The organism is Candidatus Thiodiazotropha endolucinida (assembly GCF_001715975.1).
In the GTDB taxonomy this organism is placed as follows: Bacteria; Pseudomonadota; Gammaproteobacteria; order Chromatiales; family Chromatiaceae; genus Thiodiazotropha; species Thiodiazotropha endolucinida.
In genome coordinates this window covers 12,969-35,163 of record NZ_MARB01000016.1, presented here as the reverse complement: position 1 = coordinate 35,163, position 22,195 = coordinate 12,969, and the positions used below count along the sequence as shown (strand labels likewise).

The following is a 22,195-nucleotide window of genomic DNA, read 5'->3' as shown; positions in this document are numbered from 1 at the left end:
AATTGGAGGCTTTAATTGATGGAGTACGGACCCCGCGAAATCATCAACCCCTTTCGCTCCATACCGCTGGATGTGCCGGAGGGGATGAAACCCAACGAGTTTTTCAACAGTACGGAAAATCTGAATGACCTGGTGCACAATAACGGCCTGTTGATGAATCCGGAGAATCTTCTCCTCTATCGCAAGGCCCTGGGTCACAGCAACGAGTTCGATACCTCCATCATCTACAACACCTCCCAGGTGATACTCGATCCCCTCGGCAGGCCGGTGCGGCGGACACAGGTGCCGGATAACGTGCGGCATGTTTGGAATCGCATGAATCAGATCATCATCGGCTACATGCTGGAGACCTATCCCGATCCCACGGAACATTTGCTGTTGGCCGGTGAGGCCAGCCTGGATGCCACCTGGCCTCTGACTTCGCCGGGTGTGCCGAGCATCCGCATGCTGCATAACCATTTCATTGTATTCCCCATGCAGCAGCTGCGTGATGCGGCGTTAGCCGATTCTGCCAACCCCAACCTGACCGACGGTGGGCAGCACAGCCTCTTCCAGTCCTATATGCGTGATGTCTATCGGGAGTTTTTCAACCGGGCCCTTGATCTCAGGGTGCTGAAGCCCATCAGTTCGGAGGATTCTAATATCAAGCTGACCGGCTATCCTCAGGGGCTGCCCTGCTGGGAGATAAGGGGCGGAGTGGATGCCCTGAAAGACATCCGTTTCTGGCAAGAGTACGATGCCGTTCTCGAGGGTTTCATCGATTTCTATCGGACATTTTTCAGTCAGGTTTCCACCCGCAACGCACCCATGCCTAAGGATATCTACTATCCGAAGCAGGTTGAGAGCGTCCTGCTGTTCAATAACGATTTTCTCGCCACGGCGAAGCGGGTCAGGGATCAATGCATCGTCGACGCCAAGTACGCTAATTCCATCCGTTGGCAACCGGCATTCAAGCAGCTGATCTATCGAAATGAGAGCGGCAAGCTGATCGTCACCATCAGTCAGAACTCGATCGGCAACGCGATTACGGAGCTGCTAGGGGTGGTGGTGAAGCGGGTGCCTGATGCCGAAGCTTATGAGGCTGCCGAACAGGCACTGCTGGAGAAGTTGCTCGAGGTAAGGCGACGCCTGATAGAGGCTGATTTAGGCGATGGTATCGGAACAGAGTACTGGCCGGCGGATTAGACTGGTTTTCTGCTGAGTTGGGTCACGCCGAAAAGCAATGCAGCAGCCACTACGACCGAAGGTCCGGCCGGCGTATCCCATTGCCAGGAGACGGCCAATCCCAGGACCACGGCGACTGCGCCGACCGCCGCTGCCACTAAAGCCATCTGCTCAGGCGTGCGGCTGAAACGCCTGGCCGCCGCCGCCGGGATGATCATCATGGAGGTGATCAGCAGCACTCCGACGATTTTCATGGAGACCGCGATCACTAGAGCGATCAGCAGCATGAAGATCAATCGCATTCGTTCCACGGGCACGCCCTCCACCTGGGCCAGCTCTTCGTGCACCGTCAGGGAGAGCAGGGGACGCCAGATCATGATCAAGACCAGCAGTACAAGTAGGCCGCCACCCCACACCCAGAGCAGATCATCAGCCGTTACCGCCAGAATATCGCCGAACAGATACCCCATCAGATCAATCCTGACCGAGGTTTGAAAGGCCATCACCACCAGGCCCAGGGAGAGTGCGCTATGAGCCAGGATGCCGAGTTGCGTATCCTGGGACAGTTGACGATTGCCGCTCATGCCCACCAGCAGCAGCGCCAGAAAAATCCCCAGTAAGATAACGGAGAGGTTGAGGCTGATGCCCAACAGAAAGCCAAGGGCAACACCCAGCAACGCGGAGTGGGCCAGGGTGTCCCCAAAATAGGCCATGCGCCGCCAGACCACGAATACACCCAACGGCCCTGTCACCAGGGCGACACCCAGACCGGCGATCAGCGCGCGAATCAGGAAATCATCCATGGGTATGCTCCTCACCGGTCTCCTCGACATCTCCATGGATATCGTGGGTGTGGTCGTGGTGATGGGTATAGACCGCCAGCTTGGCACTGGCCGGCGAGCCGAACAGCTCTAGATAGGCGGGGTGCTGGCTGACGCTCTCCGGATGACCGGAGCAGCAGACGTGCTGATTGAGGCAGAGTACCTGGTCCGTGGTGGCCATGACCAGATGGAGGTCATGGGAGATCATCAATACGCCGCAGCCGAATCGATCACGGATCTCCGTGATCAAGGCGTACAGGGATGCCTGGCCGGTGATGTCCACCCCCTGTACCGGTTCGTCGAGGACCAGCAGGTCGGGACGACGCATCAGTGACCTGGCCAGCAGGACCCGCTGGCGTTCACCGCCGGAGAGACGCTGCATCGGTTGCTGCATCAACTGTGCAATGGCCAGTTCATTCACAATACCCTTGATTTCAATATCGCGTCGCTCGCTCCCCAGGGATAAGAAGCGTCTGACAGTCAAAGGCATATTCTCGGATAGGGCCAGTTGCTGCGGCATATACCCGATACGCAGGTCCGGGCGCATGGTTACCTCTCCCGAATCAGCCTTGAGCAGGCCGAGTATGATCCGGACCAGGGTTGTTTTACCTGCTCCGTTAGGCCCTATCAGGGTGACGATTTCACCCGGGTCCACTTTGAGACTGACATTTTCAAGGAGTTGCCGGCCTTGCAGGTTGACACAGATCTCTTTGGCGGCAACCAGCGGAAGTTCATCATCAGGCATTGCGACACTCGCCCATGCAGTGTGTACAGACCCCCGTGATCTCAATGCTCCTTCGCTCGATGCTGAAACCGATTCTTTTGGCATGATCGGCTATGGCGGATTCGATCTTGGTATCTTCCAGTTCGGCAGCCTGACCGCATCTGTGGCAGATAAAAAACTGCGCGCTGTGGTCAAGCCCGGGATGGTCGCAGCCGACAAAGGCATTCAGCGAGTTGATGCGATGGATGAGTCCGTTCTCGAGGAGGAAATCGAGGGAGCGGTAGACCGTGGGCGGCGCTGCCTTGTGTCCGTCCAATGTCAGTTGTTGCAGGAGATCGTAGGCGCCCACAGGACGATGATTGGCCCAGATCAGCTCCAGGACCCGGTGGCGCAGTTTGGTCAAGCGCACCCCTCTCTTGCGACAATAGTTTTTCGCCTCATCAAGGGCACGCTCTACACAGTGCTGGTGATCGTGATCGGCAGTGGGGAACTGTTGATGCTGCTTGGGTAAACTCATTTGGGTATCTCCCCGGACAGGCAGTCGAGCAGGTTGTCTGCAAGCCCCCGCATCAATGAGAAGTAACAATCGGGTCCTGGAGTCAACTGCTTACCCAGTGGATCCAACTCTCCTGTCTTTACCGCAAGATCCTCCACCAGGGTATGTACAAGCTTGGGTTCGAACTGCGGTTCGGTGAAGATGCAACGGGCGCCTCTCTCTTTGATTGTCTGTCTCAACCGGTGAACATGCCGTGCACCGGACAACTGTTCCGGGCTAATGTTCACTGTGCCTACAGTGTGCATGTCATAGTGGGCTTCGAAATATTGATAGGCATCGTGGAAAACAATGTAGGGTGTGTTTGCGATCGGTTTCAGTTGACTGCTAAGTTCGTCGTCGAAAGTATGCAGCCGGTTCAACAGATTGCGGCTGTTTTTCCGGAAAATTTCGCTATGGGTGTCATCCAGTTCGATCAGCCTTTGGGTCAGGTGACGAACCATCGCTGCCGCATTATCCGGTGACAGCCAGATGTGATTGTCAAGCATGGCTGGAATCTCGGCTTGATCCGGGTGACTGTCGCCGTGATCGTGAGGATGCCCATGAGAACGCCACTCGTGCCGGTTTCGAATCGGCAATAGATTAAGATCGGGGGTTTCGAGCAAACTGAGAATTGGCGCCTCGAAGGATTGCCGCTGTAAAAGGTGGGAGAGGGCAGGCTCAAGTGTGGGCCCGACCCAGACGATCAAATCCGCCTGGTTGAGCATCCTGACCTGGGAAGGTTTGAGACTCACGTCGTGTGGTGACTGACTATCGTCCAGCAGAAGCCGCGGCTCCGCCACATCTTGCATCAAGCTTGCCAACAGTGAATGCACCGGTTTCAGACTGACCACTACGTTCAGTGCCCCATGGGCATTACCCGACAGGCTGCAGAGCACCATAATTAGACTAAAGTAATGTCTCAAAGGCGTCATATCATTTCGAGAGCAGGTTGCTTTTTATGCACTGGGGAATTGTCAATAATGTTATGTTATATTATAACAACATGAATAGACATCAAGATAGGCGCTTATGCCGACCCATGAATGCCAATAATCACGATCAGGTATGGGAAATCCGTGGGTGATTTGACTCGCCTTCTGCGAGGCATATTTGCGCTCGGTTTCCTGATAGCTCAAGCCGGGTGGTTGGACCATTTATACCATCAGCACGACCTGAATCATGATGAGGTCTGTGAGCTCTGCCTGGTCGGGCATGCTCAGGAGCATGCGGCGACCGGTTCAGAGGGATCCAGTCTCAAGAATCCCAGCTATATCCTTACACCAAACCTGACCGGCTCGGATCTTATAGGGCAGAACGCAAATCCCTATCAAAGCAGGGCTCCACCACACTACTTTTGATCAAGAAACTCAAAATATACTCATGTTTTCTATGTGTGTGCACAAGCAGCACACACCAGTGTGTGTTGGAGAACCGTCATGCCTTTACGAATTTCAATCGCGTCAGCGCTGTCGCTGGCAATCGCTTCCACCGCTATTGCGAAAGATAATTTATTCAATCCCGATATCAGCCTGATCCTGGATGGACGTTTCGGTGCTTTCGATAATGAATCCGATTATGAACTGCCCGGTTTTATGCTGGGTGGTGAAGCTGGCCGCGGGGAAGAGGGATTCCACCTTGGCCATAACGAGCTTGCGATTAGTGCCAATGTGGATGATCTGTTCTACGGGAAATTAACCGCTGCGATTGCCGATCATGAAGGTGAAACAGAGGTGGAACTGGAGGAGGCATTCATCGAGACATCGGCCTTGGGCAACGGCCTGAATATCAAGGCCGGCCGCTTCTTTTCCTCGATCGGCTATCTGAATCAGCAGCATGGGCATGCCTGGGATTTTGTGGACGCACCGCTGATCTACCGGGGTCTGTTTGGTGAACAACTTATCGATGATGGTATTCAAGTCAGCTGGGTGGCCCCGACCGATATCTATCTGCAACTCGGTGGTGAGTTGCTGCGTGGTGAACGCTTTCCCGCGGGCGGTGCGAGCAATGATGGCAAGGGGGCCAGCACCCTCTTCGCCAAGATTGGCGGTGACATCGGGGAGAGTCATGCCTGGCAACTAGGCCTCTCCCATTGGCGGGCCGAGGTGGAAGACCGGACGTCCGGTGGCCACCACCATGAGGGTGAAGCGGAAGAGGTGCCCACCTACAGCGGAGACAGCGATGTCACAGGCATCGATTTTGTTTGGAAATGGGCCCCCTTGGGGAATGCCAGTCAACGCAATTTCAAACTTCAAGGCGAGTATTTCATCCGTGACGAGGATGGCGATGTCATCATGGACGATGGATCGGAATCACCGGAATCGACCACCTACGATGGGGAACAGGAAGGGTGGTATCTGCAGGGGATCTACCAGTTCATGCCCCGTTGGCGCGTGGGCTTGCGTTACGATCGGCTCGAATCGGACAACAAGGGATCTGACGAGGAGGTCCTGGCTGAAGCGGGACTCGACAATGAGGGCCACAAACCCGAACGCATAACCTTGATGGGCGACTATTCCCACAGCGAGTTCAGCAGGCTCAGGTTGCAGTACGCCAGGGACGACTCCTATGAGGACTCCGACGACATCGTGATGCTGCAGTTCGTGATGAGCCTCGGACCCCATGGGGCACACCGTTTTTAGGAGTCCTGACATGATGCACTACTATCGTCGCTTTCTGCTATTGATATTGGTCATGGGCATCGCGGAGTCATCCGCGGCGGCCCTGAGCGTTTTCGCCTGTGAACCGGAATGGGCGTCCCTTACCCGGGCTTTGGGTGGCGACCGGGTGGCGGTGGTTTCCGCAACCACTGCCCATCAGGATCCCCATCGTATCGAAGCGAGGCCCAGTTTGATCGCCAAGGTACGGCGTGCCGACCTGCTGGTCTGCAGCGGTGCGGAATTGGAGATCGGTTGGTTGCCGATGCTGCAGCGCCAGGCCGGTAATCGCAAGGTCATGCCGGGTCAGGCGGGTTATTTCGCAGCGGCGGATCATATCGGGCGCCTGGGGATTCCCGACAGGATCGACCGTTCGATGGGCGATGTCCATGCATCCGGCAATCCCCATGTCCACCTGGATCCGCGTAGGTTGAAGACGATCGCGACTGCCTTGGGTGAGCGCCTGGCAAGTCTCGATTCGTCGAATGCCGCGCACTATCGTGAACGGCTGGCGAGTTTTATCCTGCGCTGGGATGAGGCGACGATGCGGTGGCAAGAACGCGCACAGCCTCTGCGGGGCAAACGCCTGGTGGTCCACCATCAGGATTGGGAATATCTCTTCGACTGGCTGGGTATCGTCAGAGCCGGATCGCTGGAACCGAAACCCGGCTTACCGGCATCTTCGGGCCATCTTGCGAAACTGAAAAAAGCGCTGCTGGCCGAGCCGCCACTCGCCATTATTCACACCCATTACCAAAGCCCGAAGGCAGCCCGGCGTTTATCGCAGCTCACCGGCATACCGGCTGTCGAACTCCCCTATACCGTGGGCGGCGCCGAGAACGTGGTCGATCTGTTCACCCTGTTCGACGAGACCTTGCAGCGTCTGCTTGCGCTTGTGCCATGAGCTGGGACGGGCTCGATATCGATATCCTGGGGCCGGCCTTCATGGCCGGCCTGCTGGTGGCTTCCACCCATGTGCCCCTGGGGCGGCAGGTGCTGAAACGGGGTATCATCTTTCTCGATCTGGCGGTGGCGCAGACAGCGGGTATGGGCATCGTGGCGGCCCACACGCTGCATTGGGAGCCCGGCGGGTGGCAGGTGCAGCTTGTCGCCGTCGGGGCTGCAGTATGTGCGGCCTTGCTGCTCAATCTGACCGAGCGTCGCTGGCCCGAGATTCAGGAGGCATTGATCGGCTGCCTCTTCATCCTCGCCTCCAGCGGCAGCGTGCTGCTGTTGGCGGCCAATCCCCATGGCGGGGAACACTTGAGGGAGCTTTTGGTCGGCCAGATACTCTGGGTGAATTACCAGCAGATCATTCCAGTGGCGCTGCTCTATAGTGTATTACTCGTAGTTTGGTTCTCTCCCTTACGACATCGCTCCTTGCTGCTTTTCTACCTGTTGTTTGCGGTCGCGATCACCGCCTCTGTGCAACTGGTGGGTGTCTTTCTGGTCTTCGCCACACTCATTCTTCCCGCACTGGCAGTACGGCAGCGGGAATCGGGCGCCGATCTGATCGGTTACGCTGTCGCGGCAGCGGGTTACGCTTTGGGTTTGGTGATGGCCGCGCTACTCGATATGCCGGCCGGGGCGATGATCGTCTACACCCTGGCGATGGTGTCGCTCATCGGCAGTTGGCTGATGCGACAAAAGCCCTCAAATCACAATGTGAGTCAGACACAGTAGGGTGCGGCTTGCCGCACCGTAAAAGGAATGGGAGAAATGGAAAGACTACCAAACTCAGAGCCAAAGACACACCATTCCAGGTAGGACGGTAAATATATAAAAATTTGTATATTATATAAAATCTGATATACTTTCGATCATGGAAAGGAAGCCAATGGCTTCCATCGGCAAAGGCGTTAAGGAGATTCGAGTAAAAGATACTACAGGTGCTTATCGAGTAATTTATATCGCCAAACTGGAAGATGCGATTCACGTACTACATGCTTTCCAGAAAAAACGCAAAAGACTCGTAAAGCAGATATTGATCTCGCAAAAAAACGATTAAAGAAGCTTAAAGATAATCATGGCTAAGAAATATGAAAGTGCATTTGATGCAATAGCCGATACCCCGGCAGAAGCTCTGAATATGCGTCTGCGCGCTGACATGATTCATGAAATCAGACGCAAAGTTGAGGCTAAAGGGTGGACTCAGAAGGAAGCGGCTGAACGTCTTGGGATTACTCAACCGCGTGTTTCTGATTTGTTCCGCGGAAAACTGTCGAAATTTAGCCTTGATGCGCTTGTAAATATGCTGGCTGCGATTGGCAGTGATGTAAAACTAAAGGTTGCCTAAGCCCTGTGCAAATTGGTGCACATCAACACAATTTGTCTCGCGGGTTGGCGATCGAAACACGGGCACGGAATATGAAATATGCCATCGCATTGAAGTGCGTCTGTGTATCCGCTGATGTCGACATAAAAAAAGATTCTCTATTAGGCTATTCAAGAACTTTTTCAATCGATTCGTCTTACATGAGATAGGGTATTTAATGTGTAAGAGGTCAGGGATAGGCTATAGATTAAGAGAAAATAGGATCGGAGAGTTTGTTTAATATTAGCGAATATTATTCTCTGACCCGATTTTTTTTATTTTATCCACTCAGGCCCGGACAAGGCATAAATCGCTCTAAGATCGGCCGGCGGGTTCAGTTGAAGCCTTATCGTCTTGTCCAGAGAGGCGGCAAGCCATTTCTTTACTGCCGTAGGTTTACCAAGCAGCACCAGTAAGTCTTTAGCCACTTCCCGGTCCGAATCCGCGGCGCTATAAAAGACCTTTAGGGTATTGGAAACAATCTCCATCCGGTGGCGAATCGGTAACAAGGATATGTTCCTGCCACAGGCTGCAAATGGCTTCTCTGGATTGAGCTTCCCGCCAATCGCGTCAAGAACAATTCGGAGATTCTCCACAAACCGCCAGTGACATGGCCAAAGCATGTCGATGGCGAGGGCCAATGAGAGATCGGCCTTGCCACCATTTTCAGTGTCATGAATCATGGTGTGAACTGTCATCCACCAGAAATCTTCGTGTTCCTTATACTGATCCGGGCACTGGTTAAGGTAAGAGAATTCATACTCGCCCACGCTCATGAGGATCCACACGTACTGCGCTGCTGGATCTTCACAAGACCGCGGCCAATGGATCAGACTGCGGATTTTCTCAATCACCCTTTGTACTTGCCACTCTTTCAACGGCGAACGCTCCCCAAGGCAAGTAAGGAATTGAGCCGCCGGGATGGTGCCAACGGGCAAATCAACCTTTGTACTCGGGGATCCTGCACACCACACTGAAAGGGCGGCACAGACATTTTGCCACACTGTTTCACTGGTGTGCTGTTGACCGCATAATCGGGAACCTAACCCTTTTGCTGTCTCTCCTGTACCGATCGCCTCCACAATGTTGTAGACCCATCGATCGGCCTTGTGATGGCACAGTTCGAGACTGGAAATGAGTTCCCGAATCTTCGATACGTTCGCGCCAATGGGAGCAAGACGGTCCTCCATTCCATCGATGGACATGATTTCCGAATCAGCCTGCAGGGCACAATTACGCCACCATAATCGGCGAGATGTTGTCAATTTCTCTGCTCTCCTGACATATGTGCTGCCGAACGTTTTGAATAAGCGGCGCGCGTAGTGCGTCCAGTGAACGCAGTGTGCGCTTAATTTGCTTGTTATGCATTTGCGCTATTCAACTTAGTAAAATATTCTTTTAAATTGTGCTTACCATATTCAGGGGCAAGCATATCCATTGCCATGACTGTCATGAAAAATTCAACTGGTCCATAAACCTTGCTTCCAGTAAGTGACCTGACCAGTTTGAGGATAGCAATCCTTATCCAATCTGGAATATGAGTTATTTTCGGTTTATTACCCAAAACCTCAAAGGCTATCGATGCAATCTCATTTTGAGTGAGAGTTTCGGGGCCACCTATTTCAACTTCTGTATCAGGTTTATCGATAGCATCTACGCAAAAAGATGCCAAATCTTCTCCATGTATAGGATTCGCTTTAAACTTTCCTTTTCCGAAAAGATATATTCTTCCTTTTTTTGCCATTTTAAAAAATTCTGACATATCAGAGAAAAATCCATTTGGACGAACAATACAATAATTCATCCCTGACTGTTTCAACTGCTCAACAAACAGCTCTTTTGCGTCGCAGATTTTTAAATTTCGTAGCTTTTCACCATTTAGGACTGAAATATAAATAAATTTCTTAACTCCACTTTTTTTGGCCTCTTTCAGCAAATTCATATTGGCTTGATAATCTACATCCATATAGGTGAGACCATCTTTTTGTTTTGTGATACCAACAGTTGAAATAACAATATCGATACCTTTACAGCACTCTTTGATGGAATCTGGATCAGTCAGTTTAGCCTTAAGCATTTCATTGGCTTTAATACCATTTTGCTCAAGTTTTTCTGGGTTTCGAGCAATAGCCTTAAAAAAGCAGGATCGTTGTTGAAGTTCCTTTGCAATATAGACTCCCAAGTACCCCGTTGATCCTGCCAATAAAATTCTTTTCATATCAGCCCTTTCTGCCCACGACGAAAAGAGCCTTTGTTCGATTGCCAATGAGCTTCGACTGCTCGACGACGAAGCCTGTCTCCTGAAGCATAGATTCAACGTCCTCCGGGGAGAAAGAACGAATGTTTGGAGGGGGTTTCCCCCAGGTCTTGGCGAACCTCACGCCCATCTTGATCTTCTGCCACAGACTCATACCGTGACCTGTGAATGTCACAATCACAATCCGTCCCCCGCTCCTAAGAATCCGACTGCTTTCCTCAAGCGCCTTGGCAGGGGTCGCGAGCACGTGAACCAGATTGGCCATGAAGACGCTGTTGCATGACTCAGGCATAAGCGATGTTTCCAGGCAATCCTCTTTCTGAACTGTGACTTCCGGATGGTCCCGCAAACGAGTCTTTGCTGCCTCCAGAAGATTGTCCGAGAGGTCCGTGGCCAGGACGCTCGTACTCTTCTCGGTAATTGCTACCGTGAAGTATCCTGTACCACAACCGAACTCCACTACTTCACCCAGTTCCGCAAGTTGATTCAACTCGCCGGTGATCTCGTCGAGGAGTTCCCTCCCTACAACGTACTCCTGATTCCGGTCGTAGGTTTCGGAAAATCTGCCCCAGTAATCCTCAGTCATGTTTTCTATCTACTACTAGCCTCCGCTTAAGGTAATGTGCATAACATTGAAGTAGAAGGCAACTTACCTCCTATCCCACCTATTTCTGTATTCAACAGGCAACATGCCTTATAACCAGCCAATAAAAACTGCACGAAAATAATCCTGCAATTTGCCTGCAAGTTGCAGTAAGGGGAGGTGTTGGATTAGAAAAAACCTCCCTGTTGGTCCTTATATTTACTCTTTTTCTCATGTGCTTACCAGTCATCTATCCAGGTTTCCATATATGTGACCAAAGCACCCTGCTTGTAGGGATCGGGCAACTTGCCTGCTATCTCCGGATTTTTCGTAAATTGGTTGTTGACTAGTAGGTTGATGCTTTTAGTCTGGGAGAATAAAAGGAGAAAGAGCGCATCGATGACATGGTATCGAGGATGAATCAGAAATTTAACTGTTTTCTTGATGTGTTGGTGATTAGGAAGTAGTTTCTGCTTTTACAGGGTGTTTGGTGTGGTGGGCTATATCCTACGTAGGGCATATATTAAAGAGTGAAGCGGTTTGCAGGATGGGTGGGCTGTCAATCGTTGGGAATGGTGACAGTATGACGGGGTCCTCTCCGCCGGTATCCTGGCTTTGACTTGCCGCGTGGGACTGTATTAGACTTCGCCTGCAATTGGCATTGCCCGATAAGCCTTTGATTTCATGATAACTAACATGGATATGGAATCGAATGGTCTGGAGACGGGCCGTGCCGGACTGCACAATCCGTCCATTTGGATTGTCCGACATCATAGGGCCGGCCCCAAGGCGCCGGCTTTTTTAGTTTTCAAGTGGCCTCTCGTATGGGCCACCACTGATGAGGAAGTAATATGCCCGTTATCTCTCTCCCCGATGGTTCCCAACGTGAATTCGATCAAGCGGTGACAGTCTATGAGATCGCCGCGGATATCGGTCCCGGACTCGCCAAGGCTGCCCTGGCCGGCCGGGTCGACGGTCGCCTGGTCGATACCTCTTTTCTAGTCGAGAAGGATTGCGAAGTTGCCATCGTCACCAGCCGTGACGATGAGGCGCTAGAATTGATCCGTCACGACGCCGCCCATGTCATGGCGCAGGCGGTACAGGAACTCTATCCGGGTACCCAGGTCACCATCGGTCCCGCCATCGAGGATGGATTCTATTATGACTTTGCCCGCGATGAGGCCTTCACGCCGGATGATCTGAAGAAGATCGAACAGCGCATGCATGAAATCGTCAAGCGCAATCTGCCGCTGCAGCGGGAGGTGTGGGACAGGGAGGAGGCGATACGGACATTCGACTCCATCGGTGAGAAATACAAGGTGGAGATCATCAAGGAATTCATCCCGGAAGGCGAGGAGGTTTCGGTCTACCGCCAGGGTGACTGGTTCGATGTCTGCCGTGGCCCCCATCTGCCCAGTACCGGCATGCTGGGCAAGGGATTCAAACTGATGAAGGTGGCGGGCGCCTATTGGCGGGGCGACTCCAACAACGAGATGTTACAACGCATCTACGGCACCGCCTGGCGCGACAAAAAGGAGCTGAAGACCTATCTGCACCGGCTGGAAGAGGCGGAGAAGCGGGATCATCGCAAGATAGGCAAGGCCCAGGATCTCTTCCACACTCAGGAAGAGGCCCCCGGCATGGCCTTCTGGCACGACAAAGGCTGGCGGATCTACCTGGTGATTCAGCAATATATCCGCGATAAGTTGAATGATCACGGTTACCAGGAGGTGTATACACCCCAGGTGATCGACCGTACCCTGTGGGAGAAATCGGGTCATTGGGAGAAGTTTCGCGACGATATCTTCACGACCGAAACCGATGACCGGACCTACGCCATCAAACCGATGAACTGTCCGGCGCATATTCAGATCTACAACCACGGTCTGAAGAGCTACCGGGATCTGCCCTTTCGGCTGGCGGAGTTCGGTTCCTGCCATCGCAACGAGCCTTCGGGTACCCTGCATGGCCTGATGCGGGTGCGTAACTTCGTACAGGACGACGCGCATATCTTCTGTAGCGAAGAACAGATACTCGGAGAAGTGCAGGCCTTCAATGATCTGCTGCTGGAAGTCTACAAGGATTTCGGTTTCGATGAGGTTATGGTGATACTTTCCACCCGCCCTGAAAAACGTGTTGGATCAGATGAAGTATGGGATAAAGCTGAGAAAGCACTTGAACAGGCGTTGAACCAACAGGGGCTGGATTGGGAGCTGCATCCGGGGGAGGGCGCCTTCTATGGTCCTAAGATCGAGTTCTCCCTGCGTGACTGTCTCGGCCGGGTCTGGCAGTTGGGTACCATCCAGCTCGATTTCTCCATGCCTGAGCGTCTTGGCGCCAGTTATATCGCCGAAGACAACAGTAAAAAGGTGCCTGTAATGCTGCATCGGGCGATCCTCGGATCGCTGGAGCGTTTCATCGGAATCCTGATCGAACACTATGCCGGCGCGCTGCCGCTCTGGCTCGCTCCGGTGCAGGCGGTTTTGATGAATATCACCGATCGGCAGGGCGAATATGTGAAAAAATGCCTCAAATCCTTGCACGATAACGGTTTTCGAGTCGAATCGGACTTGAGAAATGAGAAAATTGGCTTTAAAATCCGCGAGCACACGTTGATGCGCGTGCCCTATCTGCTGGTCATCGGTGATCGGGAGATGGAAGAGGGTACGGTAGCTGTTCGTACGCGAGGGGGTGAAGATCTTGGCGCTATGCCAATCGAAGCTTTTATCGATCGTATGAAATCTGAAGTTACGCAACGTGTGAGCTGAGTGTAAAGCACCGGTCGATCCGGTGCTTTTCTACTTTTCGGGTTTGGACTTTTTGGAGGAACCGGTTATCGCTGCTGTAAAAAAGCACCGCCTTAATGATGACATAACAGCTGTTGAGGTAAGACTCATAGGAGCTGATGGTGAACAGGTAGGTGTTGTCTCGATAGAACAGGCTCAACAAGCCGCTCAGGAGGCCGCACTGGATTTGGTGGAGATCGTGCCGAATGGGGAGCCCCCCGTTTGCCGCGTCATGGACTATGGCAAGTTTCTTTTTGAACTGAAGAAGCAGAAGCAGGCCGCCAAAAAGAAGCAGAAACAGGTACACATCAAAGAGATCAAATTCAGGCCAGGGACAGGCGAAGGGGATTATCAGGTAAAACTGCGCAACCTGATACGTTTCCTTGAAGATGGGGACAAGACCAAGGTAACCATGCGTTTCCGCGGTCGTGAGCATGCTCACCGCGAGTTGGGTTTGGAACTTCTTGAACGGGTTGAACGGGATTTGTCCGATTACGGCCAGATCGAACAGAAACCCATCATGGAGGGCCGCCAAATGGTGATGGTGCTGAGTCCTAAGAAAAAGTAACTTTCTGACGCCGATGAGCGTCACAAATAGCGGAGTTTAAAGACAATGCCTAAGATTAAGACAAATCGGGGTGCGGCCAAGCGGTTTAAACGCACCTCATCCGGTTCATTCAAACGCAACTGCTCCCATCGACGTCATATCCTGACCAAGAAGAGCACCAAGCGGAAACGCCAGTTGCGTGCCCCCAATGCCATCGCAAAATCCGATGTGGCAATCGCCCGTCGCATGTTGCCTTACGCCTAAGTTAACGAATCGGATCTGAACAATGTCAAGAGTAAAACGTGGTGTACAAGCACGCACCCGCCATAAAAAGGTGCTAGATGAGGCGAAGGGCTATTACGGGGCCCGGAGCAAGGTCTACCGTGTCGCCAAACAGGCGGTCATCAAGGCGGGCCAATACGCATACCGTGACCGTCGCCAGAAAAAGCGCCAGTTTCGCGCACTCTGGATTGCCCGCATCAATGCCGGCGCGCGTGAAAACGGTCTCTCCTACAGCCGCATGATCAACGGTTTGCATATGGCCAATATCGAGGTCGACCGTAAGATGCTTGCCGATCTGGCTGTTAACGACAAAACGGCATTTAGTGTGCTGGCAGAACAGGCCAAGGCCGCTCTTTCCAGCTAAGTGCATGTCGTGAGGCCGGGTTGAATCCGGCCTGAATGTAAACACAGAAAAGGGAAAGGCCTTGGGGCTTTTCCCTTTTTTTATCGCAAACATGCATGGATGAGTGTTTAGTGCGAAGTCACCTTGATAGTTTGTGGGCTATGAGTTTTTTTAGTTTTAAGTTACCAAAACAGCATTGCGAGTGTAGCGAGTGCAGAAACTAAAAAACGCATAACTCAAAACTTATAAAGTATTATTCGTTTGAGGTTATTAGATGGATGATTCCACGCTGGATATAGATACGCTTGTCGAGGCGGCTGAGACTGCGATCGCGGGTGCTGACAGCCTTTCTCTGCTGGATGAGGTACGTGTCAACTACCTGGGCAAAAACGGTCAGTTGACATCGCAGCTGAAAAAACTCGGCGCACTGCCCCCCGAGCAGCGGCCACAGGCGGGACAGGCGATCAACAAGGCCAAGCAGGCCCTGCAGCAGGCCATTGAATCACGCAAGATCGAGTTGGAAAGCGAGGCGCTCAGTAAACGGCTTGCCGATGAGAAGATCGATGTCACACTGCCCGGCCGTGGCGTGCAACGGGGTGGCCTGCACCCGGTTTCGCGCACATTGGAGCGTATGGAGCGGTTATTCGAGCATGCGGGTTTCGAAACGGTGGAGGGACCTGAGATAGAGGATGACTACCACAATTTCGAAGCGTTGAATATCCCGGCGCATCATCCAGCGCGTGCGATGCATGACACCTTCTATTTCGATGCCCACCTGTTGTTGCGCACCCATACCTCTCCGGTGCAGATTCGCACCATGGAGAAGGGTGAGCCACCGTTGAAAATCATCGCCCCGGGACGGGTCTATCGTTGTGATTCCGATCTTACCCATACACCGATGTTTCATCAGGTAGAGGGCTTTCTGGTTGACCGGGATGTCTCTTTCGCGGATCTTAAAGGCGTACTCTACGATTTCTTCAGCAGCTTTTTCGAACGCGAGCTGAAATTACGTTTTCGTCCCTCCTATTTCCCTTTTACCGAGCCGTCCGCCGAGGTCGATATCGAGTGTGTGATGTGTGGTGGTGAAGGGTGCCGGGTGTGTGGCCAAACCGGATGGATAGAGGTATTGGGCTGCGGCATGATTCATCCTGAAGTGTTCAGGCATGTTGGTATCGACAGTGAAACCTATACCGGTTACGCCTTCGGCATGGGCGTCGAGCGGATGACCATGTTGCGTTACGGCGTCAACGATCTGCGGTTGTTCTTTGAAAACGATCTGCGCTTTCTGAAACAGTTTGCATAGGGTGAATAGAGCGTCATGAAATTCAGTGAAGCATGGTTGCGCGAATGGGTCGATCCTTCGGTAAGCACTCAGGAGTTAGCCAATCAATTAAGTATGGCGGGACTGGAGGTCGATTCTGTTGAACCTGTGGCCGCCGAATTCAACGGTGTGGTTGTCGGTGAGGTGCTCAGTCGCGATCAACATCCCGATGCGGACAAACTCAGTGTTTGCTCGGTGAATGTGGGAGAGGGCGAGCCGCTGCAAATCGTCTGTGGTGCAAAAAATGTGGCAGCGGGCATGCGCGTGCCTGTCGCCACCGTCGGGGCGCTGCTGCCTGGCGATTTCAAGATCAAGAAAGCGAAACTACGGGGTGTGGCGTCGTTCGGGATGATCTGTTCCGCCAGTGAACTGGGTCTGGCCGATAGTTCCGATGGGATTATGCCGTTACCCGCCGATGCCCCTGTTGGCGAGGATTTCAGGCGCTTTCTGCAGCTTGAGGATAGCGCCATCGATGTCGATCTGACGCCGGACCGGGGCGATTGTCTCGGTATGGCAGGGATTGCCAGGGAGGTTGGTGTGATCAATCGATGCCCGGTAACCCATCCCGTCATGCAGGTGGTTACACCGGCTATCGATGATCGGGTCGCAGTCGATCTGGAAGCGGATGCCGCCTGCCCCCGCTATCTCTGCCGTGTTGTGCGTGATGTGGATGTCAATGCGGAGACCCCCCTGTGGATGCGGGAGCGACTGCGCCGCAGCGATATCCGGAGCCTGGGGCCCGTGGTGGATGTCACCAACTATGTGCTGCTTGAACTGGGCCAGCCGATGCATGGATTTGACCTGGAACGGATAGACGGGAAGATCCGTGTCCGCATGGCGGAACAGGGTGAAAAACTGGTGCTGATCGGTGGTCAGGAGATCGAACTGGATGACCAGACGCTGGTGATCGCTGATGCGCAACAGCCGGTGGCGTTGGCAGGGATTATGGGGGGGGATGACTCTGCAGTGTGTGATACGACCCGTCATATCCTCTTGGAGAGTGCATTTTTCGCCCCTATAGCCGTCAGCGGCAAGGCCCGAAGCTATGGCCTGCATACGGATTCATCTCATCGCTTTGAGCGCGGTGTCGATCCACAACTCCAGGCAAAGGCCATGGAGCGTGCGACCGAACTGCTGCTCGAAATTGCCGGTGGCCAACCTGGCCCGGTGGTGGAAGTGACAAACGAGGAGCAGATCGAGCAGCGCCCACTTATCGAGCTGAGAACCCAGCGGGTCAACAAGGTTCTGGGAGTCGAGATAGCAGCCGACGAAGTGAGCGACATCCTTGCCCGTCTTGAGATGGAACTGGAAAAGACGGATCAGGGATGGCAGGTGAAGGCCCCCAGCTGCCGTTTCGATATCGCCATCGAGGAGGACCTGATCGAAGAGATTGGACGTATCTACGGTTATGCGCGCATCCCGACCAATCGCGGACTCTCCGCCATGGAGATGCATGACCGGCCCGAAGTCGATTTCGATCTGCATCGGGCCAAGCTGCTGTTGGTCGGTCGCGACTACCAGGAGGTGATTACCTACAGCTTCGTCAGCCCCGAGATTGAAGCCCTGGTCGATCCGCAAAAGAGCGGTATCCGTCTGGCCAATCCGATCTCTGCGGAGATGTCGGTGATGCGCACATCAACCTGGCCGGGTTTGTTGCAAACGGCCCGTCACAACCAGTCACGGCAGCAGCAGCGGGTGCGGATCTTTGAAACCGGGCTCTGTTTCTACCGGCAGGATGGTGAAATAAGGCAGGAACGCGTATTGGGTGGCCTGGTCTCGGGAGACGCCATTCCGGAGCAGTGGGGCGGCGAGAGCCGGCGTAGCGATTTCTATGACGTCAAAGCGGATATTGAGGCGCTTATTTCACTCACCGGACAGCAGGATGGGATCAGTTTCGCGGCAGCCGAACATGCGGCGCTTCACCCGGGCCAGACCGCTGAAATTGCCATATTGGGTGAAAAAGTCGGCATGATTGGGATGTTACATCCTGAAATCGAGAAACAGCTCGATCTCAACGGCGCCACCTTTGTATTCGAAATCAAACTGGATAATCTGGCGCAAGGGAGGCTCCCGGCCTTTGAAAGTCTCTCCAAATATCCCTCGATCAGACGGGATATCGCCATTGTTGTCGACAAATCGGTCACTTTCGAGTCAATCAGGAATCTCATTCGTGACGTATCAGGCAAAATAATTACAGACATACTGTTATTTGATGTCTATACTGGGGAAAACATAGATTCGGGACGAAAAAGTCTCGCATTGGGATTGATTTTACAGGAAAAATCACACACCCTTACTGATAAAGAAGTTGATGATGTGGTCGCTACGGTGTTAAGCCGTCTGGGCGATGATTTAGGTGCAAATCTTAGAGAGTAGGGTAGACGGAGATGGCATTAACAAAAGCAGACATGGCCGCCAGGCTCTTCGATGAGCTTGGTCTGAACAAACGTGAGGCCAAAGAGATGGTGGAGATGTTCTTCGAGGAGATCCGTCAATCTCTTGAAAGAGGGGGACAGGTCAAACTTTCCGGATTCGGAAATTTCGATCTGCGTGAGAAAAAACAACGACCTGGGCGTAATCCCAAAACCGGAAAGGAGATCCCCATCTCCGCACGTAGAGTGGTTACTTTCAGACCCGGTCAAAAATTAAAGGCACGAGTGGAAGCCTATGCTGGATCCGAGCAGCAGTAATCTAGATCTACCCGCAATTCCGGGTAAAAGGTATTTTACCATTGGTGAGGTCAGTGACCTCTGTCAGGTGAAACCCCATGTACTGCGTTACTGGGAACAAGAGTTTCCGCAACTGAAACCTGTCAAGCGGCGCGGCAATAGACGTTACTATCAACGCCATGATGTGCTTATGATCAGGCAGATTCGCAGTCTCCTGTATGAGCAGGGGTTTACCATCGGTGGTGCGCGACAGCAGCTCTCCGGCGATACAGCGAAGGAGGATCTGCAGCAGAGCCAGCAGATCGTCAAGCAGTTACGTAGTGAACTCGAAGAAGTTCTGCAAATCCTTAAAAGATAAAGCCCGTCTCAGATTGACATAGGCCGATTAACTGCCTAGTATTGCCGCTCTTTCCGGGCGTAGCGCAGTCTGGTAGCGCACTACAATGGGGTTGTAGGGGTCGGGTGTTCGAATCACCCCGCCCGGACCAAATAATAAGGGTTACCTGTCTCAGGTAGCCCTTTTTTCTGCCCTTCTGCTCCCCGATTGGGGTGACCGAACAACATCAATCCACTATCAGGGCGCCATTGTTTCTTAACCGCGAGTGAACGCGAAACACCGCAAATTTTCGCTATTGGTATGAGGATGTGAATGGCTGCTGCCCAATACTCTGCGAAATATCATCAAAATCAATTTGCGTATATTTGCGGTGATGCGCGTCCATTTGCGGCTTGCATAAAAAAGGCTGCCTTACGGCAGCCTCATAACCTAGGTTGATAAAATAACAGGGCTATTTATTGACGGTGGTAAGTCCCAGGCTGACCCAATCCTGCATACCGCCGCGATACCACTTTAGTTTATAGGTAGGGTATCCCAGCTTGATCAGGGTTTTAATATTGGTGGACGACTGCGGGCACCAGCTGCCGTTACAGAACATCACCAGGGTCTTGGCGTTGCGGAAGTCTAGATTGCCTTTGACATCTTGAACCCCAAGTTGATTGACCAATATGTCGTGTACGCCTTCTGCTTCTGCTGCAACTTCAAAGGTGCCTTGAAGATCCACGTTGATCTTATTCCAGGGGATATTGACCGACCCGGGAATAGTACCGCGGATAATCCAGTCCGGGGTACGGGAGTCGATTACCAAAACCTTGCGATCACCGTCTCCAATTCTCTTCAGGTAACCGAGAACCTCCAGTTCGCCTACTGTTTCCACACCGGCTGCGACGGTCGCGGGTTGGATACAGAAGGGAGGGCAGTGGCGTGAAACCTTGGCGAACGTACCGGGGATCTTCGCGCCTTTGTCGGACGCTCGTGTGATGATCACCTTTTCGCCGCTATGTGTCACTTCAACGGATTGCAGACCGGGAGTGATCTGATTGCCATCGGCCGCAAGTAGTTGGGACGAGAATGCAACGCCACTGACAAGTGCGGTAAGCATGAGTGCTTTGACAAACTTCATTATGTCTTCCTCCAGGCGTTAGCCATTATTCGTAGTGTAGGTAAGAGGGCATTTTCAGATCTTTCTGGGACATTGCCTGTTCATAACCCAAGTGTCCCTGTTTGGCGGCCTTGTTGGCAAGCTTGGCGGCTGCCACAAAATCGCCTTTCTTTAACAATTCCTTTGCCTTCTTGATCATTTTACCCGTGTCACGCCATTCACCGTTAACACTGGCGGCCTGTTTTCTGGCTTCATCCGCGGCTTCAATCAATTGTTTTACTTTTTCGGCAGAGGCTTCATCTGCCATCGATGTGGTTGCAAGGCCTGAACCTAATATCCAGACCAGCAAACTTGAAAAGAGAACTGATTTTTTGTGCATCGTTTTTTTACTCCGATCGCGTAAATCTTTTTTTAGCAGTTAGCAGTTAGCTGATAGCGGTTGCTATTTTCTGGCGCCAGGTCCGTTTAACGGTAGTCCGTTGCTCATGTAGGTAAGGAAGTATTCGAGATTGCGATACTCTTCACCATGGGCTTTGAAAGGCTTTGCACGGACCTGCTTGTTACAGCCAGTGAAACGACGATGCAGTGTGCCTACGGTACCCCATTTGGAACGATAGACGGGGAAGTGGGTGGTGTGCCCAAGCGCGGGGCTGAGGATCTCGGTTCGCAGAATCATGCCGGCGTTCTGCAGATGGCAGTGAGCGCAGGCGAAATTGAGCTGGCCGCGGCGGGTATAGTAGAACTTCTTGCCCGACTCATAGGCCGCAAGGGCGCCGGGATCATCAGTGGGAATCTCCACATTGGTGATCTGACCGCGTGATTCAAATGCGATATAGGAGAGGATGTCATTGATTGGCCCCTTCTTATATTTCATGGGCTTCTCACCGTTTGCCTCGAGACAATTGTTGAGTGCCAAGGGCAGGGTCATGACCATGCTTTTTTCCTTTTCCCATCGTGGGTATTTGCCGCCAAGGGCAGGACCATCCGGAAAGCAGTCCTTGAAGGTCTTGCCGTTGGCAAAAGGTTTTTCCCATATGGCCTGGCCTTCATCGATGAATGGTTCATAGGGTGGAAACTCTTCGATGGCCTCCCAGTTTTCCCGGCCCACCGGATCGATAGAATAGGCGCCGTTGATGTAGTCGGTAGTCTCTACATTGGGAAAACGTTTTTTATAAAAGTTCTGGAAGGCCTTAAGGTCCTCCTCGGGGGTTGTTGCCTGTGCTGCAGTGATAAAGCAACAGCTTATAACCATTGCGGTTAATTGACGAAATAGTTGTTTCATGATCTTTCAATCCTCAAAGGAGTTGCTGTCTGGGGTAAAAATCGCGGAAACACTCAGAGTGTCCAGATGTACTCGACGACTTTTTCGAAATCAGCTTCGGAGAGGATTCCGTGTTTGCCGAAAGGGGGCATGGCCGATTCGGGATTCTTGATGGTTGCATCCCAAATCTGCATGCGCAGATCTTCCTTTTTCGGAAAGCGGGATTTCATTGCGACCAGTGCGGGCGCGATGTTACCCGGTGAAGGTGCGCCAATAATATTATGGCATGCGAGGCAATTCCCTTTTTTTCTGTCAAATGAAATCTTCTTTCCCTCCGCGACAGCATTGCCTCCTTCGGCGAAGATTGCAGGGGAGACCAGAAACTGACCGGCTAGGACGCTGATCGCGCCGGCCATTCCTATCCACTTTTTGGTATTACCAATCATCGTATCCTCCAGATGGGGGTGAATGTGGTTCTAACCTGTTGTTATTTAG

General features: G+C 52.7%; 26 protein-coding genes and 1 tRNA gene. 16 read left to right on the top strand and 11 right to left on the bottom strand.

Annotated elements, in window-relative coordinates; genetic code table 11:
• Positions 1-18 precede the first annotated feature (18 nt).
• A complete protein-coding gene (locus CODIS_RS13795) occupies positions 19-1,185 on the top strand; it encodes a hypothetical protein (RefSeq protein ID WP_069126235.1) in 1,167 nt (388 codons plus the stop codon).
• On the opposite strand, the gene znuB is transcribed toward CODIS_RS13795, so the two are convergent.
• The 4 genes from znuB to CODIS_RS13775 are packed head-to-tail and all read right to left on the bottom strand — an operon-like array spanning position 1,182 to position 4,143.
• Complete coding sequence (gene znuB / locus CODIS_RS13790) at positions 1,182-1,967, bottom strand: zinc ABC transporter permease subunit ZnuB (protein ID WP_069126232.1); 786 nt, start codon at positions 1,965-1,967, stop codon at positions 1,182-1,184. The genes CODIS_RS13795 and znuB overlap by 4 nt on opposite strands.
• Entirely contained in the window at positions 1,960-2,730 is a 771-nt protein-coding gene (znuC, locus tag CODIS_RS13785) for a zinc ABC transporter ATP-binding protein ZnuC (RefSeq protein ID WP_069126230.1), read from the bottom strand. Before znuC ends, znuB begins: the two co-directional genes overlap by 8 nt.
• Complete coding sequence (locus CODIS_RS13780) at positions 2,723-3,226, bottom strand: Fur family transcriptional regulator (protein WP_069126228.1); 504 nt, start codon at positions 3,224-3,226, stop codon at positions 2,723-2,725. The genes znuC and CODIS_RS13780 overlap by 8 nt, the downstream gene beginning before the upstream one ends.
• The gene (locus tag CODIS_RS13775) at positions 3,223-4,143 is read right to left on the bottom strand and encodes a zinc ABC transporter substrate-binding protein (protein ID WP_162420222.1); all 921 of its coding nucleotides are present in this window, start codon (positions 4,141-4,143) and stop codon (positions 3,223-3,225) included. Before CODIS_RS13775 ends, CODIS_RS13780 begins: the two co-directional genes overlap by 4 nt.
• A gap of 177 nt (positions 4,144-4,320) precedes the next feature.
• Here CODIS_RS13775 and CODIS_RS13770 point away from each other — a divergent pair, with 177 nt between their 5' ends.
• The 6 genes from CODIS_RS13770 (at position 4,321) to CODIS_RS13750 (ending at position 8,194) form a co-directional block, all read left to right on the top strand.
• Positions 4,321-4,602, top strand: a complete 282-nt coding sequence (locus tag CODIS_RS13770; protein ID WP_069126226.1) for a hypothetical protein — start codon at positions 4,321-4,323, stop codon at positions 4,600-4,602.
• A gap of 78 nt (positions 4,603-4,680) precedes the next feature.
• Positions 4,681-5,883 (top strand): porin family protein, encoded by a 1,203-nt coding sequence (locus CODIS_RS13765; protein ID WP_069126223.1) that lies wholly within the window; start codon positions 4,681-4,683, stop codon positions 5,881-5,883.
• Positions 5,884-5,893: 10 nt separating this feature from the next.
• Complete coding sequence (locus tag CODIS_RS13760; protein WP_069126221.1) at positions 5,894-6,802, top strand: metal ABC transporter solute-binding protein, Zn/Mn family; 909 nt, start codon at positions 5,894-5,896, stop codon at positions 6,800-6,802.
• Positions 6,799-7,581: a metal ABC transporter permease gene (locus CODIS_RS13755; RefSeq protein WP_069126218.1), complete on the top strand. Its 783-nt coding sequence runs from the start codon at positions 6,799-6,801 to the stop codon at positions 7,579-7,581. The genes CODIS_RS13760 and CODIS_RS13755 overlap by 4 nt, the downstream gene beginning before the upstream one ends.
• 154 nt (positions 7,582-7,735) lie before the next feature.
• Positions 7,736-7,906 carry a type II toxin-antitoxin system RelE/ParE family toxin gene (locus tag CODIS_RS20545; RefSeq protein WP_305782116.1) on the top strand — a complete coding sequence of 57 codons (171 nt, stop codon included), beginning with the start codon at positions 7,736-7,738 and terminating at the stop codon, positions 7,904-7,906.
• 18 nt (positions 7,907-7,924) lie between these two features.
• Positions 7,925-8,194, top strand: a complete 270-nt coding sequence (locus CODIS_RS13750; protein ID WP_069126215.1) for a helix-turn-helix domain-containing protein — start codon at positions 7,925-7,927, stop codon at positions 8,192-8,194.
• Positions 8,195-8,487: 293 nt separating this feature from the next.
• Here CODIS_RS13750 and CODIS_RS13745 read toward each other — a convergent pair whose 3' ends face one another.
• The 3 genes from CODIS_RS13745 to CODIS_RS13735 all read right to left on the bottom strand — a co-directional run bounded on the left by CODIS_RS13745 (position 8,488) and on the right by CODIS_RS13735 (position 11,055).
• Positions 8,488-9,417, bottom strand: coding sequence for a hypothetical protein (locus CODIS_RS13745; RefSeq protein WP_069126213.1), 930 nt, complete (start codon positions 9,415-9,417; stop codon positions 8,488-8,490).
• A gap of 155 nt (positions 9,418-9,572) precedes the next feature.
• Positions 9,573-10,430: an SDR family oxidoreductase gene (locus tag CODIS_RS13740; protein WP_069126211.1), complete on the bottom strand. Its 858-nt coding sequence runs from the start codon at positions 10,428-10,430 to the stop codon at positions 9,573-9,575.
• A 1-nt stretch (position 10,431) separates the two neighbouring features.
• Positions 10,432-11,055: a class I SAM-dependent methyltransferase gene (locus tag CODIS_RS13735; RefSeq protein ID WP_069126207.1), complete on the bottom strand. Its 624-nt coding sequence runs from the start codon at positions 11,053-11,055 to the stop codon at positions 10,432-10,434.
• 848 nt (positions 11,056-11,903) lie between these two features.
• Here CODIS_RS13735 and thrS point away from each other — a divergent pair.
• The 9 genes from thrS to CODIS_RS13690 all read left to right on the top strand — a co-directional run bounded on the left by thrS (position 11,904) and on the right by CODIS_RS13690 (position 19,488).
• Positions 11,904-13,820 carry a threonine--tRNA ligase gene (thrS, locus tag CODIS_RS13730; RefSeq protein WP_069126204.1) on the top strand — a complete coding sequence of 639 codons (1,917 nt, stop codon included), beginning with the start codon at positions 11,904-11,906 and terminating at the stop codon, positions 13,818-13,820.
• Between the two features lie 22 nt (positions 13,821-13,842).
• A complete protein-coding gene (gene infC, locus CODIS_RS13725; RefSeq protein ID WP_470260667.1) occupies positions 13,843-14,406 on the top strand; it encodes a translation initiation factor IF-3 in 564 nt (187 codons plus the stop codon).
• 45 nt (positions 14,407-14,451) lie between these two features.
• A complete protein-coding gene (gene rpmI / locus CODIS_RS13720; RefSeq protein ID WP_069126201.1) occupies positions 14,452-14,649 on the top strand; it encodes a 50S ribosomal protein L35 in 198 nt (65 codons plus the stop codon).
• A 22-nt stretch (positions 14,650-14,671) separates the two neighbouring features.
• On the top strand, positions 14,672-15,031 hold the full coding sequence (rplT, locus tag CODIS_RS13715; protein ID WP_069126198.1) for a 50S ribosomal protein L20: 360 nt from the start codon (positions 14,672-14,674) through the stop codon (positions 15,029-15,031).
• A gap of 253 nt (positions 15,032-15,284) precedes the next feature.
• Positions 15,285-16,313 carry a phenylalanine--tRNA ligase subunit alpha gene (gene pheS / locus CODIS_RS13710; RefSeq protein ID WP_069126196.1) on the top strand — a complete coding sequence of 343 codons (1,029 nt, stop codon included), beginning with the start codon at positions 15,285-15,287 and terminating at the stop codon, positions 16,311-16,313.
• Between the two features lie 15 nt (positions 16,314-16,328).
• A complete protein-coding gene (gene pheT, locus CODIS_RS13705) occupies positions 16,329-18,707 on the top strand; it encodes a phenylalanine--tRNA ligase subunit beta (protein WP_069126194.1) in 2,379 nt (792 codons plus the stop codon).
• 11 nt (positions 18,708-18,718) lie between these two features.
• A complete protein-coding gene (ihfA, locus tag CODIS_RS13700) occupies positions 18,719-19,021 on the top strand; it encodes an integration host factor subunit alpha (RefSeq protein ID WP_069126189.1) in 303 nt (100 codons plus the stop codon).
• Positions 18,999-19,358 (top strand): MerR family transcriptional regulator, encoded by a 360-nt coding sequence (locus tag CODIS_RS13695; RefSeq protein WP_069126187.1) that lies wholly within the window; start codon positions 18,999-19,001, stop codon positions 19,356-19,358. The genes ihfA and CODIS_RS13695 overlap by 23 nt, the downstream gene beginning before the upstream one ends.
• Positions 19,359-19,411: 53 nt before the next feature.
• Positions 19,412-19,488, top strand: a tRNA-Pro gene (locus CODIS_RS13690).
• 300 nt (positions 19,489-19,788) lie between these two features.
• On the opposite strand, the gene CODIS_RS13685 is transcribed toward CODIS_RS13690, so the two are convergent.
• The 4 genes from CODIS_RS13685 to soxX form a co-directional block, all read right to left on the bottom strand.
• Complete coding sequence (locus tag CODIS_RS13685; protein ID WP_069126185.1) at positions 19,789-20,460, bottom strand: rhodanese-like domain-containing protein; 672 nt, start codon at positions 20,458-20,460, stop codon at positions 19,789-19,791.
• A gap of 25 nt (positions 20,461-20,485) precedes the next feature.
• Positions 20,486-20,818 carry a SoxXA-binding protein gene (locus CODIS_RS13680; RefSeq protein WP_069126184.1) on the bottom strand — a complete coding sequence of 111 codons (333 nt, stop codon included), beginning with the start codon at positions 20,816-20,818 and terminating at the stop codon, positions 20,486-20,488.
• 63 nt (positions 20,819-20,881) lie between these two features.
• Entirely contained in the window at positions 20,882-21,721 is an 840-nt protein-coding gene (soxA, locus tag CODIS_RS13675) for a sulfur oxidation c-type cytochrome SoxA (RefSeq protein WP_069126178.1), read from the bottom strand.
• 53 nt (positions 21,722-21,774) lie between these two features.
• Positions 21,775-22,146: a sulfur oxidation c-type cytochrome SoxX gene (gene soxX, locus CODIS_RS13670; RefSeq protein WP_069126175.1), complete on the bottom strand. Its 372-nt coding sequence runs from the start codon at positions 22,144-22,146 to the stop codon at positions 21,775-21,777.
• Between the last annotated feature and the right edge of the window lie 49 nt (positions 22,147-22,195).

Bases quoted from the DNA above. Each gene is read 5' to 3' on its own strand.
- CODIS_RS13745 (WP_069126213.1), bottom strand. From the start codon at position 9,417: ATGTCCATCGATGGAATGGAGGACCGTCTTGCTCCCATTGGCGCGAAC.
- thrS (WP_069126204.1), top strand. From the start codon at position 11,904: ATGCCCGTTATCTCTCTCCCCGATGGTTCCCAACGTGAATTCGATCAA.
- CODIS_RS13765 (WP_069126223.1), top strand. From the start codon at position 4,681: ATGCCTTTACGAATTTCAATCGCGTCAGCGCTGTCGCTGGCAATCGCT.
- soxA (WP_069126178.1), bottom strand. From the start codon at position 21,721: ATGAAACAACTATTTCGTCAATTAACCGCAATGGTTATAAGCTGTTGC.
- rpmI (WP_069126201.1), top strand. From the start codon at position 14,452: ATGCCTAAGATTAAGACAAATCGGGGTGCGGCCAAGCGGTTTAAACGC.
- rplT (WP_069126198.1), top strand. From the start codon at position 14,672: ATGTCAAGAGTAAAACGTGGTGTACAAGCACGCACCCGCCATAAAAAG.
- znuB (WP_069126232.1), bottom strand. From the start codon at position 1,967: ATGGATGATTTCCTGATTCGCGCGCTGATCGCCGGTCTGGGTGTCGCC.
- CODIS_RS13760 (WP_069126221.1), top strand. From the start codon at position 5,894: ATGATGCACTACTATCGTCGCTTTCTGCTATTGATATTGGTCATGGGC.
- CODIS_RS13680 (WP_069126184.1), bottom strand. From the start codon at position 20,818: ATGCACAAAAAATCAGTTCTCTTTTCAAGTTTGCTGGTCTGGATATTA.
- CODIS_RS13795 (WP_069126235.1), top strand. From the start codon at position 19: ATGGAGTACGGACCCCGCGAAATCATCAACCCCTTTCGCTCCATACCG.
- CODIS_RS13685 (WP_069126185.1), bottom strand. From the start codon at position 20,460: ATGAAGTTTGTCAAAGCACTCATGCTTACCGCACTTGTCAGTGGCGTT.
- CODIS_RS13775 (WP_162420222.1), bottom strand. From the start codon at position 4,143: ATGGTGCTCTGCAGCCTGTCGGGTAATGCCCATGGGGCACTGAACGTA.
- pheS (WP_069126196.1), top strand. From the start codon at position 15,285: ATGGATGATTCCACGCTGGATATAGATACGCTTGTCGAGGCGGCTGAG.
- soxX (WP_069126175.1), bottom strand. From the start codon at position 22,146: ATGATTGGTAATACCAAAAAGTGGATAGGAATGGCCGGCGCGATCAGC.
- CODIS_RS13750 (WP_069126215.1), top strand. From the start codon at position 7,925: ATGGCTAAGAAATATGAAAGTGCATTTGATGCAATAGCCGATACCCCG.
- pheT (WP_069126194.1), top strand. From the start codon at position 16,329: ATGAAATTCAGTGAAGCATGGTTGCGCGAATGGGTCGATCCTTCGGTA.
- CODIS_RS20545 (WP_305782116.1), top strand. From the start codon at position 7,736: ATGGCTTCCATCGGCAAAGGCGTTAAGGAGATTCGAGTAAAAGATACT.
- znuC (WP_069126230.1), bottom strand. From the start codon at position 2,730: ATGCCTGATGATGAACTTCCGCTGGTTGCCGCCAAAGAGATCTGTGTC.
- CODIS_RS13740 (WP_069126211.1), bottom strand. From the start codon at position 10,430: ATGAAAAGAATTTTATTGGCAGGATCAACGGGGTACTTGGGAGTCTAT.
- CODIS_RS13695 (WP_069126187.1), top strand. From the start codon at position 18,999: ATGCTGGATCCGAGCAGCAGTAATCTAGATCTACCCGCAATTCCGGGT.
- CODIS_RS13735 (WP_069126207.1), bottom strand. From the start codon at position 11,055: ATGACTGAGGATTACTGGGGCAGATTTTCCGAAACCTACGACCGGAAT.
- ihfA (WP_069126189.1), top strand. From the start codon at position 18,719: ATGGCATTAACAAAAGCAGACATGGCCGCCAGGCTCTTCGATGAGCTT.
- CODIS_RS13780 (WP_069126228.1), bottom strand. From the start codon at position 3,226: ATGAGTTTACCCAAGCAGCATCAACAGTTCCCCACTGCCGATCACGAT.
- CODIS_RS13755 (WP_069126218.1), top strand. From the start codon at position 6,799: ATGAGCTGGGACGGGCTCGATATCGATATCCTGGGGCCGGCCTTCATG.